Raw genomic sequence first — 13,038 nt, forward strand, 5'->3', positions numbered from 1 at the left:
ACCGTGGCCGGGGTCCACGGCGGACGGCGGGTGGCGGGTGGCGGGCACGGCGCCGCCCGGGCGGGCGGCGGCCGGTCGCGGTTCATCGCGGGGGCGGCCGTCGAACCGGGCCCGGATGGTGCGGCGGCCGGGCCACCACCCCGGGCGGACCCGCACACCGTGGCCGGGGTCGCCGGGCGGTTCACGCCCCACCTGGCCCCGGGCACGCCGTAAACCGGCATGTCCTCGACCGGCCCGCACGCCGCCGCGGGCCCGCGCGCCGCCGTCGGCCTGCGCGCCCAACTGCCGGACGGCGTCACCGTGGTGGACGCCCCGGCGGCCGCCGGGCCCTGGGCGTCCTCCAGGTCGGCGAGGACACCCGCCGGGACCGCGCCGAACCCGCCCCGGCCCGCCTCGGCCGGGTGCGGCGCCGCGGCGGCCCGGGCACCGGGAGCGGCACGGAAGGTGCTGGTGATCGGCGGCGCCCCGGCCTCGGCCACCGCACGGCGCGAAGTCCTTGCGGCTGCCGGGGAGTTGGGTGTGTCGCAGGACGTGGCGCTGCAGGTGCCGGCGACCGGGCCGCCCGCCGGGACCCTGGCCCGGGCGCGCGGACGGCGAGGACGCCGACCGGGACCGCGCCGAACCCGCCCTGGCCCGCCTCGGCCGGGTGCGGCGCCGCGGCGGCCCGGGCACCGGGGGCGGCACGGAAGGTGCTTGGTGATCGGCGGCGCCGTGGGCCTCGGTCACCATGCTCCGCGAAGTCCTTGCGGTTGCCGGGGAGTTGGGTGTGGCGCTGGAGGTGCCGGCGGCCGGGCCGCCCGCCGGGGCCCTGGCCCGGGCGCGCGGCACGGAGTCGGACGTCCCGGTGCGCCTGGCCGCCAAGGATTTCGCCCTGGCGGGCGACGGGCGCCCGGTGCTGTCGGCGGCCCGGCAGGTGCTGCCCGGGCGACCCGTCGATCGCGGACCTGGACCTGTCGGCGGTGGTGGGGGCACCGCGCACGGACCGGCGCGTCCGCGCGGGGCTCGGCTCTGCGCGCAGGCGGCGGGCGGCGAGGGTCTGGGCGTGCTCGGCGCCGAGCAGCTGCCCGCCTTCGAGGACCAGGGCCTCCAGGAGCCGCACGGCCTGTGCCCCGCAGCCGCAGCGCCCCACGGCGTGGGCACGGTTGCGGCGGATGGGAAGGGTGGCCAGGGTGCCCGGGTGGCCGGGGCCCAACGCCCGCAGGCGGTCGCGCACCAGGGCGTCGAAGAGCTCCGCGGCACGGTTGCACTCCCGGCCCGTCCGATGTTGACGCTGCCGGGCAGCGGGCTGATCGCCGGGCAGGGCCTGGCGGTGACGGCCGCCGGGCCGCCGGCCGACGATCAGCCGCCACACTGCGGCCTTCGCGCCGGCCTTCACGCCGGCCGCCGCCCCGGGCCCCGCCCCGCGGCCCCGCCCGCCTGAGGACCGCCCGAAACCCCGCGGCCCCGGCCGCCTGAGGGCCGCCCGGGTCCCCGAGGACCGCCCGTGGGCCCCATGCCCGTCAACCACCGTCCCCGGCTTCACCCGATCAGGGTGACCGGTGTGCAGGCCGGGGCAGCGGCCACGTAGCGTCGTAGCGTACGAAGCAAGGCCGGGGAGGGCGACAGGAGTGCAGGTCATGAGGGCTGGACGGGTCATCGCGGCGCTGGCGCCGGCGGTGGCGGTACTGGTGGCGACGGCCTGCGGGGCGCCCCCGTCCGGCAGCAACGACGACACCGCCGCCCGCACGGTCCAGGCGGCCAGGGCCGGCAAGGCCGCCCAGGACCCCGACGGCCGGCCGCTGGCCCTGGTCTACCGGGGCCCGGCCGCCTGCGAGGGCTGCCCGGAGGCCGCGCACGACATGCTGGAGCACGACGGCTTCGCGGTGCGCTACATCGGGCCCGGCGAGGCGCAGCACTTCGGCCCGGACGCGCTGTCCGGCGCGGCGCTGTACGTGCAGCCGGGCGGCACCAACGGGCAGGAGGTGAGCACCGCCTGGCGCCTGCTGGAGCGTGACCAGGGCTTCTCCCCGGAGCTGGTGCGCTCCTACGTGCGCGGCGGCGGCCACTACCTGGGCCTGTGCATGGGCGGCTACCTGGCGGGCCGGGAGCCGGGCTACGGCCTGCTGCCGGGCGACTCCGGCCAGTACATCAACTCCCCGGGCGCCGTCGTCACCGACGAGCAGGACCACCTGGTCGACGTCCTGTGGCGCGGGCGGGCGCAGAAGATGTACTTCCAGGACGGCCCGTACTTCGACGTGGACGGCCCCGGCACGCAGGTACTGGCCCGCTACACCAACGGCCGGGCCGCCGCCGTGGTCGCCTCCTACGGCGCGGGGCGGGTGGCGGTCAGCGGCCCGCACCCGGAGGCCCCCTCGGAGTGGTACCGCGAATACAACCTGCCCGACCAGTCCCAGACCGGCCTGGGCCTGGGCCAGGACCTGCTGCACACCCTGATGGGCACGGGCACTGCACCCGCGGGCACCCCCGCACCCACGCCCTGACCCCCCGGGGCCCAGTCCCCCGCCGCCCCCGCCGCCTTCCCCTGCCCCTGCCCCTGCGCGCGTGGACGGACACCGGGAGCCCCCCCTTGCGACCCGGCGGCCGAACCGGAGCGCATCCGCGCCGCCACCGACCCCCTGCCGCGCACCGCCGCCCGCCCGAGCAACGCCGACGTCCCCGGCGCCCTGGCCGCTGCCGGGCCGCTCGCACGAACACGTGCCGACGCACCTGGCGCACAACGCGGACGGCGAGCGGCGGGCGGCGGGCGCCGAGCCGGCGGCCGGTGTGCGCGCGAGCGCGGCCGCTGTCGAGGCCGGGCAGCGGCGGATGCCGGCCGGGGCGGGGCAGCGCCCGGTGCGGTGGACGCGCGGCCGGCAGCGGCCCGCCCTGCGGGTGGCGCACGCGCGCCGCTGCGAGGTGCTGGCGCACCCCGTGAACTCCTGGACGCCGGGTTCACGCCCGCCCGGTGGCCGGTGAACTCGCCGCCGCCACGGGCGACTTCACCACCGCCTACGCCCGCCACGAGGAGCTGGTGCGCCCCTGGGCGGCCCGCCCGGCAGCCGCCGCCCGGCGGCATGTCAGGGCTGTGCCCGCCGCGGTGCCCTGATGACCCGTCTGCGCGCCGCCTGCATGCGCTGGATGGGCCGCCGGCCGCCGCGCACCGTCCTGGCCGCCCGGTTCGCCAAGGCCGACGACATCACCCTGCCCCACTGTTCCCCTGCCCGGGCGCACCGTCTGAAACCGTGTTGCGTTCGCTGCGGGGCGGCCCCGGGCTTGCACCTCACGCGGCGTGAGGAGGAATGCTCGTGCCATGCCCTTTCGTGAAGAACAGAGCCGGTCCGGGGAACGGACCTGGAAGGTCGGCCCGCTCGCCGAGGCCAGCGCAGTGACCGTACGCACCCTGCACCACTGGGACGAGATCGGCCTGCTGCGTCCCTCCCGGCGTACCTCCTGCGGTCACCGCGCCTACACCGAGCAGGACGTCGTGCGCCTCTACCAGGTCCTCGCGCTGCGGCGCCTGGGCCTGGGCCTGGAGACCATCGCCACCTGCCTGGACGCCGGCGTCGAGGCGCGGCGGCTGGTGCGCGAGCACCTGGCCGCCACCGAGGCCTCGCTGGCCGCCCTGCAGACCCTGCGCGAACGCCTCGCCCGCCTGCGGGACGAACTCGACGCCGAACGCACTCCCGGCACCGCCGAGCTGCTGCGCCTGGTCCAGGCCGTCGGCGCCACCGGGCCGGGCGCCGGCGAGGCCCTGCGCCGCCACCTCGACGAGGAGCAGCTGCACGCCCTGGCCGACCACGCCGAGGCCCTGGGCCCCGCCGCCCACTACCTGCGGGAGGTCGAATGGCCCCAGCTCTACCGCCGCGCCGAGGCCCTGCGCGCCGCCGGCACCGACCCCGCCGACCCGCGGGTGCGGCGCATCGCGGCGCGTCTGGACGAACTCTCCCGCCTCTTCAGCGGCGGCGACACCACCCTGTCCGCGGCCGTGCGCACCGCCTGGCGCGAGGACCCGGCCGCCCTGTCTGGCGACCCCGCGGCCCCGGCCGACGCGTGGGCGCCGCTGCGCGCCTTCCTGGACCGGGCCCGGGAGGTGTCGCGATGACCGCCCCCGTGATGCCCCGGCGCCTGCGGCTGCGGGTCGCCCTGCTGAGCACCCTGCCGGTGCTGGCCGTGGCCGCCGCCGTGCTGCCCCCGCTGGCCGCGGCCGGCCTGCTCCCGTGGTCGCTGCTGCCCACCGTCGCAGCCGCCCAGGGCGTCCAGGCGTGGCTGGTCCACCGCCGTCTGGGCCGCACCGGCGACGGCGGCGGGCCCGCGGCTACGTGCCGCTCGGCTGGTTGCCGCGCGGCTGGTTGAAGCGCAGCATGTTGCCCGCCGGGTCGCGGAAGGCGCAGTCGCGTACGCCGTAGGGCTGGTCCATCGGCTCCTGGAGGACCTCGGCGCCGGCGGCGCGGATGCGCTCGAAGGTGGCGTCGCAGTCGTCGGTGCGGAAGATGACGCCGCGCAGCAGGCCCTTGGCCAGCAGTTCGGCCGCGGCCCGGCGGTCGTCCTCGCTGGCGTGCGGGTCGGCCAGCGGGGGTTCCAGGACGATCTCCACGCCGGGCTGCTGAGGCGAGCCGACGGTGACCCAGCGCATCCCCTCGAAGCCGACGTCGTTGCGCACCTCGAAGCCGAGCACGTCGCGGTAGAAGGCGAGGGCCTTGTCGTGGTCGTCGACGGCGATGAAGCACTGCGCGAGTTCGATGCTCATGCCCGTCACGCTACGGGACGCGGCCTCAGGTGCGCCGCACGGGACGGGTGCGGATCTTGGCGACGCAGGCGGGGATCGGTGCGCCCGCGGCGTGGTCGCGGGCGCGGTAGGCGCTGGGGCTCTCGCCGACCAGTTCGGTGAAGCGGGTGCTGAAGGAGCCCAGGGACGTGCAGCCGACGGCCATGCACACGTCGGTGACGCTCAGGTCGCCGCGCCGCAGCAGGGCCTTGGCCCGTTCGATCCGGCGGGTCATGAGGTAGCTGTACGGGGTCTCGCCGTAGGCGGCGCGGAAGCTGCGCGAGAAGTGGCCGGGCGACATCAGGGCGGTGGCGGCCAGCGCGGGCACGTCCAGCGGCCGGTCGTACTCGCGGTCCATGCGGTCGCGGGCCCGGCGCAGCCGGACGAGGTCGTCGAGGGGGACTCGGGTGGGCACACCGGCAACCGTACCGAGTGCGTCCGGCGCGCTCCCCCGCCCGGCGGCGGCCCGCTCGCCCTCGCCGCGCCGCTGCGGCCACCCTGGAGGGTGGCCGCAGACGACGAACCGCCCTCCCCGCGCGCCCCCGGCAACGGGGCGGTGGCCGCCGGGGTGCTGGTGGCCACCGCGCTGGTGCTGCTCGCCCAGGCGGCCAGCGGTCCCAGTTCCCGGCTGGTGCTGCTGCTGGTGTTCCTGCCGGCGCTGCTGGCGGGGCTGGGCACGGTGGCGCAGACGGTGGCCGCCTCGGTGTGGGTGAGCGCGGTGGTGGCGCTCCACGCGGCGCTGTACCCGCCGGTGGACCTGCCGGCCCGGCTGGGCACCCTGCTGGGCGTGGTGGCCGCCGAGGCCGCGGTGATCGGTTTGTGCGCGCGGCGGGTGCGGCGCGAGCGCCAGCTGTTCCGGATGCGTCAGAGCGCGGTGGCGCTGCAGCGCCAGCTGCTGCGGCCGCTGCCGGTGCGCACGGCGGAGCTGGAGCTGTTCGGGCTGTACCGGCCGGTGGAGGAGGACACCCTGGTCGGCGGTGACCTGTACGACGTGGCGCAGACCCCGTACGGCACCCGGGTGCTGGTCGGTGACGTGCAGGGCAAGGGCCTGCGGGCGATCGGCACGGGCTTCGCGGTGCTGAGTGCCTTCCGGGAGGCGGCGTTTCGGGAGGCGGAGCTGACGGCGGTGGCCGACGCGCTGGAGGCGGCGGTCGAACGCCACAACGCCTACGCCGTGCAGAGCGGCGAGCTGGAGCGCTTCGTGACCGCCACGGTGCTGTGCGTGCGGCGCGGCGGTGACGTACGGGCCGTCAACTGCGGTCACCTCGCGCCGTGCCTGCTGCACCCCGACGGCCGGGTGGAGGCCGTGGGGCTGGACGCCGGGGTCCCGCTGGGCCTGGCGGCGCTGAGCGGCCAGGCACGGACGGTGGAGCGCTTCGCGCTGCCCCCGGACGCGGTGCTGGTGCTCCTGACCGACGGGATCACCGAGGCCCAGGACGCCTCCGGCGCGTTCTACCCCGCCGAGCAGGGCCTGGCGGACCTGGCCGGCACCCCGGCCGCCGAACTGCCCGGAGCGCTGGACGGATGCGCCCGCCGCTGGAGCGGCGGGCGCTGCCGCGACGACGTCACGGTGCTGGTGCTACGCCCGGCCCACTGAACCCCTGCGACCAGGCCCCAAGTGGCGGGGCGCGGGAGGGGGCGGGCCGCGGGGCGCGGGCGACCATCGGCGCGGTGCCGTCCCGGGGCAGGACAACGAGGCAGCGCCAGAGGCCGTCCTTCGCACGGACGATCGAGACGGCCGGTGCGGTGAACGCGGCGTCGGGCGCACCCCCTTGGGTCAGGGCACCGAGCCGCGCGTGCCCGGCCAGGACAACCGGCAGGCCACCGAACCACACAAGCACGGGCACGGGCACGGGGACGGGGACGGGACGGGGACGGGCGCGGCGCAGCGCGCGGCCGGCAGTTCGTCGCACGGTGCGCCCGTCGGCGGCCGTGCGGGACACGCTCATGCAGGGCGCTCCCGGACACTGGGGCCGCGCCGGGCGCAGCCCCTTGGGTCAGGGCATCGAGCCGCGCCCCGGCCAGGACGTCCGGCGGGCCGCCGAACCACACGGCCGCGCCGCGGCGCTGCACGGCCGGCAGTTTCGCGCGGTGTGCCCGGGGCAGCCATGCGGGACACGCTCGTGCAGACACGCCGGGGCGGCGGTGATGGCGATCCCTGAAAACGGCCACCCCGGACTCAGGGGTTGGCCAGACCTGCCTCACCTTGATTCCCCACCTGCTGTTGGTTGAACTGGGGGAACGCCAGAGTTCCGGGCTGCCCGTTAGGCAGACTGGCACCGGGGCCAGCCTGGCCAGTCCAGGGTGAACGAAGCCCATCGCGTCAGCGACGCCGAAGGCGCCCTCTACTCAGGTTCTTCTTCTGCAGGGATCGTCCAACGCAGCAGGGTGGTGTTGCCACGCTGCTTCAGAGTGACTGCGTAGACCTGGTTCCAAGCTCGTTCGCCGTGGTGGCGCATGGAGTGGTCGCCGGGATCCCAGCCCAGGCCCAGGACCTGGCATCCGTCGATCTCGATCTGTCCGGCGAGCAGGGGGTGAGTCTGGCCGGCCCGGTCGAGGAGGTGAAAGTGGGTGTGCGCGTCCACGGAGACCACCAAGCCGGTTCGGGGCCCTTCCGCCAACCAGCTCTGGAGCTGGCTGGCGAACTCTTGGGCCTCGTGCACGGGAAGGTCGAGGCGCCCGTAGGGGCCCTCGACCTCGTACCGGGGTGTCCGTTCGCCGCCGAAGCGGGCGTGGGCGTCGTCCTCGTACTTTCCCCAGTAGGTGACGTCGGCGAGCCCGTTGATCGACTCGCCCGGTAGCCCGACGAACGAGTCGAGGGGCGCGGGCGTCCCCGAGGACCATGCCGCACCGGTCGATCGGCAGGTCACCAAGTCGGATCGGCTCTCCGTCATGTTTGTCCGGCCAGGGCAGGCCAAGGTCGACCTCCAGGACCGTGACGACCGGTCCGTCGTACGTTTCCCCGGTCTCGGCGCGCACCTTCAGCGGCCGGTCGGCTGCGGCTGGCACCGCGACTGCCTCGCAGGACCAATCCCGGCTCGGGCCGTCTGCGGGCTCGTGCAGATGGCCACCACCGTGCTTCACGGCGGCCAGTGCCCGCACGGACAACGGGTCGCCGAGCTCGGACCAGTGATCGATCCAGCTGGCCATGCCCAGGACCAGCACACCGGACGGCGCGGTGACGACTCCCAGGTCGACAGAGGTCTCACTCATCCGCTGATTCAACCAAGGCGGACTGTCATGGACAGCGACGGGCACCCATCGCCAACCATCGCTGACGGTCACAGCGGGCCGAACACTCAACGGACGGGCGGCCCGCGAACCTCGCTCGCTGAACCTCCCCACTCACTTCAAGGCTCAACAAGCTATGGAGTCGTGAGCGGGGGCGGGGAATTCCGAAGATTCTCATCAGCGGCGGGCGCAGCCCCCTGGGTCAGGGCATCGAGCCGCGCGTGCCCAGCCAGGACAACCGGCAGGCCGCCGAACCACACAGGCACGGATACGGGCACGGGCACGCCGCGGCGCAGCGCGGCCGGCAGTTCGCCGCGCGGTGTGCCCGCCGGCGGCCGTGCGGGACGCGCTCATGCAGGCGCTCCTGGACGCTGGGGCGGCGGCGGGGCGGCGGGGCGGCGGGGCGGCGGCGGCCAGATGCGGGCCGCGTGCGCAGGACCGGGCGCCGGTGCGGAATCCCGCACGGGTATCGGTAGTGGGGGGTGTCGGTGCGCAGGGTCCGCTCTCGGCCGCGGCGGCGTGTTCCGGTTCCGGGTCGTGGGGGTGAAGGCGTGCGGGCTGCGAAGGTGGCCGGCAGGCGGGCGGTGGCGAAGGAGCGGGTGGGCTCCGGGCGGGGTCCGGGCGGGTGTTCATGGGCGGGAGGCTGCCGCGGCCGGGTCCGGCGGGGCGTGCGCATGGCGGGTTCTGGGCCGCTCGTTTGGCGGTGAGGGGGCCCGGCTGCGGGTCCCGTCAGGGGCGTTCTAGGGTGGCTGGCATGATCCCTTCTCCGATGCCCGGTCCGATATCCGACCCCGACGAGGCCCTGCGGATGCTGCTGGAGGGCAATGCCCGGTTCGTCGCCGGCAGTCCCGAGCACCCCAACCAGGACGCCGGGCGGCGTGCGGCGCTCGCGCCGGGGCAGAAGCCCTTCGCCGTGCTGTTCGGCTGTTCGGACTCCCGGCTGGCCGCCGAGATCATCTTCGACCAGGGCCTGGGCGACCTGTTCGTGGTGCGCACCGCCGGGCACGTGACCGGTGCGGAGGCGCTGGGCAGCATCGAGTACGGGGTGGCGGTGCTGGACTGTCCGCTGGTGGTGGTGCTCGGGCACGACTCGTGCGGTGCGGTGGCGGCGGCGCTGGACTCCCTGGAAGGCCAGATGCCCGGCGGCTTCGTGCGGGACGTGGTGGAGCGGGTGACGCCCAGTGTGCTGTCCGCGCGGGCAGCGGGCATCAGCATCGAGGACCGGGACGCGATCGTGGACGAGCACATCCGCCAGACCGTGGACCTGCTGCTGGAGCGTTCCCAGCTGATGGCCTCGCGGGTGGCCGAGGGGCGGCTCGGGGTGGTGGGGCTGTCCTACCGGCTGCACGACGGCCAGGCCCGTACGGTCGCCTCCCGCGGCGTCAGCTGACCGCCCGGCACCGACCGGACGCGTAGGCGTCGGGCCGGCCGGGACGGGCACCGACCGGGAGGCAGGCACCGACCGGGACGGGCAGGCACCGACCGGGCGGGCACCGGCCGGCCGGGACGGGCGGCGGCCGGCCGGGGCGGCGGCAGGCGTCGGGCCGGCCGGGACGGGCGTCGGACCGGCCGGTAGGCGTCGGGTGGCCGGGACGGGCGCGGGAGCTGGATGTCCGATCCCCGCCGGTGACGGTGCGCGGGCGGGGGCAGAGTCGGTGGCCGGCGGCGGATCATCCCCGGTCCGTCCGCTTCCCCGATCCGAGGAACGGCTCTTCCCGTGCACAAGGTCACCGATCTCAAGGTCCTCTACTTCGGCACCCCGGTGGTGCTGATCGGCTCGCGCAACGAGGACGGCGGCGCCAACCTGGCGCCGGTGTCCTCGGCCTGGTGGCTGGGCCAGTCGTGCGTCCTGGGCCTGGGCAACAGCTCCCAGACGTCGGCGAACCTGCGCCGTGAGGGCGAGTGCGTGCTCAACCTGCCCAGCGCGGCGCAGGTCGACGCCGTCGACGCCCTCGCGCTGCTGACCGCCAGTACGCACATCGCCGAGTACCGGCGCGAGCAGGGCTACCGCCACGAGCGGGACAAGTTCGGCGCCGCCGGGCTGAGCGAACTGCCCGGGCAGCTGGTGCGGGCGCCGCGGGCCGCCGAGTGCCCGGTGCAGCTGGAGTGCCGGGTGGAGGCGGCCACGGCGCTGGCGGGCAACCCCGGGTGCACCGCGTTCGAGGTCACCGTGGTGCGCGCCCACGTGGACGAGCGCCTGATCGTGCCGGGCACCGACCACTACGTGGACCCGGTCGGCTGGGACCCGCTGATCATGAAGTTCTGCGAGTTCTTCGGCGAGGGAAGGCGCCTGACCCCCTCCCGGCTGGCCGAGGGCTGGCGCATGCCGGGCAGGCTGGCGGCCACGGCATAGCCGGGGCCGGGGCCCGTCCGCCGTCCTACGGTGCGACGGCCGTCCCGCACGAGTCGCACACCCGGGTCGCCGGCAGCTCCAGGAAGCAGGTGGGGCAGATCGCCGGCGGACGCGGCGCGGGCGCGGCGGCGCTCTTACGGGCGGCGGCGCTCCTGCCGGTGGCGGCACTCTTGCCGGTGGCGGCGCTCTTGCGGGTGGCCGCGGCCGTCAGCCGCGGGGCCAGCGCCGGGATGCCGCCGTCGGCGGGCAGGTCGGCGCCGAAGTGGCGGTAGCAGGCCAGCCGGGCGGCGGCGGCGTGCTGTTCGCGGTCCATCTCGTCCAGGATCGGCGGCTGTCCGGCCACCGCCAGCACGTCCTGGTAGGCGGCGCCGACCATGCCGTCGCCCGCGTGCACCACCAGGGCGGTCAGCGGCGGGTCACCACGCCGGTGGGCCTCGCGGGCCACCAGGGCCAGCACCTTGCCGATCCAGTGCCGCTGGTTGACGCTGGTGCGCACCCCGGAGGCCTGCTGGACGGCCTCGGCCAGCTCGGCAGGGGTGATCACCGCGTGATAGCGGCGTGCCACGTCCTCCAGGGCGGGGTAGGCCGCCCTGGTCCACACGATGTGCGCCTGACTGACGGCGACGGCCGAGCCGTCCGAGTCCCGCCAGTAGCCGCGTTGCTGCTGTGTCATCCGTCCGCCCCTGCTTCCGTTTCGCCTGCCGGCCCCCACCGGGAGCGAGGCTACCTGGCGCAGGTGTCCGTCCTCCTGCCGGGGCGGGCGGGCTTGACTTCAAGTGCTGTTGAAGTCGTTCCATGGGTGCCGGCCGCAGCCGTACGGGCTTCCGCGGTCGATGCCCCGCCCGTACGGAAACGCACCCGCAGCCGGGGCCGGGACCGCCTGTTACCGATCGTGCCACCGGCGGCCCCGGCCCCTGCTCACCCCGGCCCTTGTTCACCCCGGGCCGCGTCCCCCGCGACTACCGGAGACAGCGGATGCCGGGGACGACGGCGACTGCCGGAGACGGCCCCGGTCCCTGGTCACCCACGGACCGCGCCAACCGCGACCGGCCACAGCCGCACGCGCCTGCGCGGCCGATGCCCCGCCCCTACCGGAACGGACCTGGACCGGAACCGCCTGTCGCCGATCCCCCGTCGACGGCCCCCCTGCTCACCCCGGGCCCCGCCACCGCGACCGGCCACAGCCGTACAGGCTCGCGCGGCCGATGCCCCGCCCCTACCGCAACGCACCCCGGGCCGCAGCCGCCCATCGCCGATCACGCCATCGACGGCCCCGGGCCGCGTCCACCGCGGCTGCCGGGACGACGGCGGGTGCCAGAGGCGACGGCGGCCTCTGGTCACCCCGGACCGCGCCCACCGCGACCCGCCACAGCCGTACGCGCCTGCGCTGCCGATGCCCCGCCCCTACCGCAACGCACCCGGGGTCCGGAACCACCTGTCGCCGATCACGCCATCGACGGCCCCGGGCCCTACTCACCCCGGACCGCGTCCACCGCCGCTGCCTGAGGCGACGGCGGGTGCCGGAGGCGGCCCCGGTCCCTGATCACCCCGGACCGCGCCCACCGCGACCGGCCACAGCCATACAGGCTTGCCGGCCGCTGCCCCGCCCCTACCGGAACACACCCCGGGCCGCAGCCGCCCATCGCCGATCACGCCATCGACGGCCCCGGCCCCTGCTCACCCCCGGACCGCGCCAACCGCGGCTGCCGGAGGCGACGGCGGGTGCCAGGGGCGGCGGCAGGCGCCGGGGACGAGCGGCGACCGCCGGAGGCTGCCCCGGACCCTGGTCACCCCGGCCCGCGCCCACCGCGACCGGCCACAGCCGTACGCGCCTGCGCGGCCGATGCCCCGCCCATACCGGAACGCACCCTGGGCGCAGCCGCCTGTCGCCGATCACACAGGATTGCGTGGCCGATGCCCCGCCCCTACCGCAACGCACCCCCGGGCCTGGACCACCCGTTGCCGACCACGCCATCGACGGCCCCGGCCCTTGTTCACCCCGGCCCTTGTTCACCGCGGCTGCCGGAGGCGACGGCGGGTGCCAGGGGGGCGGCGGCAGGCGCCGGGGACGAGCGGCGACCGCCGGAGACGGCCCCGGACCCTACTCACCCCGGACCGCGCCAACCGCGGCTGCCGAAGGCGACGGCGGGTGCCAGGGGGGCGGCGGCAGGTGCCGGGGACGGCGGCGACCGCCGGAGGCGGCCCCGCTCCCCTCACCCACGGACCGCGCCAACCGCGCCCGTACAGGCTTGCGCGGCCGATGCCCCGCCCCTACCGGAACGCACCCCGGGCCGCAGCCGCCCATCGCCGATCACACCGTCGACGGCCCCGGGACCCCGCCCACCGCGACCGGCCGCAACCCGTACGCGCCTGCGCTGCCGATGCCCCGCCCCTACCGCAACGCACCCCGGGCCGCAGCCGCCCATCGCCGACCACCCCGTCGACGGCCCCAGCCCCTGCTCACCCACGGACCACGCCCACCTCGGCTGCCGGAGGCGACGGCGGCTGCCGAGGCGGCGGGCGGGTGCCAGAAGCGACGGCGGCCCCTGGCACCCCGAACCGCGTCCCAGGATTTCGCGGTCGATGCCCCGCCCGTACCGGAACGGGCCTGGGCCGGGGCCGGGGCCGCCCGTTGCCGATCACGCCGTCGACGGCCCCGGCCCCTGCCCACCCCCGGGCCGCGTCCACCGCGGCTGCCGGAGACGACAGC

Annotated in this window: 13 protein-coding genes; 9 read left to right on the forward strand and 4 right to left on the reverse strand. The window is 76.6% G+C overall.

Features of this window, described 5'->3' with window-relative positions; translation table 11 throughout:
* The first annotated feature begins 766 nt into the window (after nt 1-766).
* The 6 genes from ACZ6Z8_RS22500 to ACZ6Z8_RS22525 all read left to right on the forward strand — a co-directional run bounded on the left by ACZ6Z8_RS22500 (nt 767) and on the right by ACZ6Z8_RS22525 (nt 4,332).
* Nucleotides 767-1,420 (forward strand): hypothetical protein, encoded by a 654-nt coding sequence (locus tag ACZ6Z8_RS22500; RefSeq protein WP_465611840.1) that lies wholly within the window; start codon nt 767-769, stop codon nt 1,418-1,420.
* 196 nt (nt 1,421-1,616) lie between these two features.
* Nucleotides 1,617-2,480: a BPL-N domain-containing protein gene (locus ACZ6Z8_RS22505; protein WP_465611841.1), complete on the forward strand. Its 864-nt coding sequence runs from the start codon at nt 1,617-1,619 to the stop codon at nt 2,478-2,480.
* Between the two features lie 214 nt (nt 2,481-2,694).
* Nucleotides 2,695-2,955 carry a hypothetical protein gene (locus ACZ6Z8_RS22510; RefSeq protein WP_465611842.1) on the forward strand — a complete coding sequence of 87 codons (261 nt, stop codon included), beginning with the start codon at nt 2,695-2,697 and terminating at the stop codon, nt 2,953-2,955.
* The gene (locus tag ACZ6Z8_RS22515; RefSeq protein WP_465611843.1) at nt 2,945-3,085 is read left to right on the forward strand and encodes a hypothetical protein; all 141 of its coding nucleotides are present in this window, start codon (nt 2,945-2,947) and stop codon (nt 3,083-3,085) included. Before ACZ6Z8_RS22510 ends, ACZ6Z8_RS22515 begins: the two co-directional genes overlap by 11 nt.
* A 204-nt stretch (nt 3,086-3,289) precedes the next feature.
* Complete coding sequence (locus tag ACZ6Z8_RS22520; RefSeq protein ID WP_465611844.1) at nt 3,290-4,081, forward strand: MerR family transcriptional regulator; 792 nt, start codon at nt 3,290-3,292, stop codon at nt 4,079-4,081.
* On the forward strand, nt 4,078-4,332 hold the full coding sequence (locus ACZ6Z8_RS22525) for a hypothetical protein (RefSeq protein ID WP_465611845.1): 255 nt from the start codon (nt 4,078-4,080) through the stop codon (nt 4,330-4,332). Before ACZ6Z8_RS22520 ends, ACZ6Z8_RS22525 begins: the two co-directional genes overlap by 4 nt.
* Here the strand turns inward: ACZ6Z8_RS22525 and ACZ6Z8_RS22530 are convergent.
* Both ACZ6Z8_RS22530 and ACZ6Z8_RS22535 read right to left on the reverse strand, forming a co-directional pair.
* Nucleotides 4,295-4,726 (reverse strand): VOC family protein, encoded by a 432-nt coding sequence (locus ACZ6Z8_RS22530; protein ID WP_465611846.1) that lies wholly within the window; start codon nt 4,724-4,726, stop codon nt 4,295-4,297. The two genes, ACZ6Z8_RS22525 and ACZ6Z8_RS22530, sit on opposite strands and share 38 nt — an antisense overlap.
* Before the next feature lie 25 nt (nt 4,727-4,751).
* Nucleotides 4,752-5,102, reverse strand: coding sequence for a helix-turn-helix transcriptional regulator (locus tag ACZ6Z8_RS22535; RefSeq protein WP_465611978.1), 351 nt, complete (start codon nt 5,100-5,102; stop codon nt 4,752-4,754).
* A gap of 147 nt (nt 5,103-5,249) precedes the next feature.
* Between ACZ6Z8_RS22535 and ACZ6Z8_RS22540 the strand changes: the two genes are divergently transcribed.
* Nucleotides 5,250-6,341, forward strand: a complete 1,092-nt coding sequence (locus ACZ6Z8_RS22540) for a PP2C family protein-serine/threonine phosphatase (RefSeq protein WP_465611847.1) — start codon at nt 5,250-5,252, stop codon at nt 6,339-6,341.
* Between the two features lie 748 nt (nt 6,342-7,089).
* Here the strand turns inward: ACZ6Z8_RS22540 and ACZ6Z8_RS22545 are convergent.
* Complete coding sequence (locus ACZ6Z8_RS22545) at nt 7,090-7,638, reverse strand: hypothetical protein (protein ID WP_465611848.1); 549 nt, start codon at nt 7,636-7,638, stop codon at nt 7,090-7,092.
* A gap of 1,091 nt (nt 7,639-8,729) precedes the next feature.
* Between ACZ6Z8_RS22545 and ACZ6Z8_RS22550 the strand changes: the two genes are divergently transcribed.
* Together ACZ6Z8_RS22550 and ACZ6Z8_RS22555 are read left to right on the forward strand one after the other, a co-directional pair.
* Nucleotides 8,730-9,365 (forward strand): carbonic anhydrase, encoded by a 636-nt coding sequence (locus ACZ6Z8_RS22550; RefSeq protein WP_465611849.1) that lies wholly within the window; start codon nt 8,730-8,732, stop codon nt 9,363-9,365.
* A gap of 327 nt (nt 9,366-9,692) precedes the next feature.
* Nucleotides 9,693-10,328 carry a flavin reductase family protein gene (locus tag ACZ6Z8_RS22555; protein ID WP_465611850.1) on the forward strand — a complete coding sequence of 212 codons (636 nt, stop codon included), beginning with the start codon at nt 9,693-9,695 and terminating at the stop codon, nt 10,326-10,328.
* Nucleotides 10,329-10,353: 25 nt separating this feature from the next.
* Here the strand turns inward: ACZ6Z8_RS22555 and ACZ6Z8_RS22560 are convergent, their stop codons facing one another.
* Nucleotides 10,354-11,001, reverse strand: a complete 648-nt coding sequence (locus ACZ6Z8_RS22560) for a hypothetical protein (RefSeq protein WP_465611851.1) — start codon at nt 10,999-11,001, stop codon at nt 10,354-10,356.
* Nucleotides 11,002-13,038 lie beyond the last annotated feature (2,037 nt).

It is taken from the genome of Kitasatospora sp. NPDC101108, assembly GCF_055584725.1.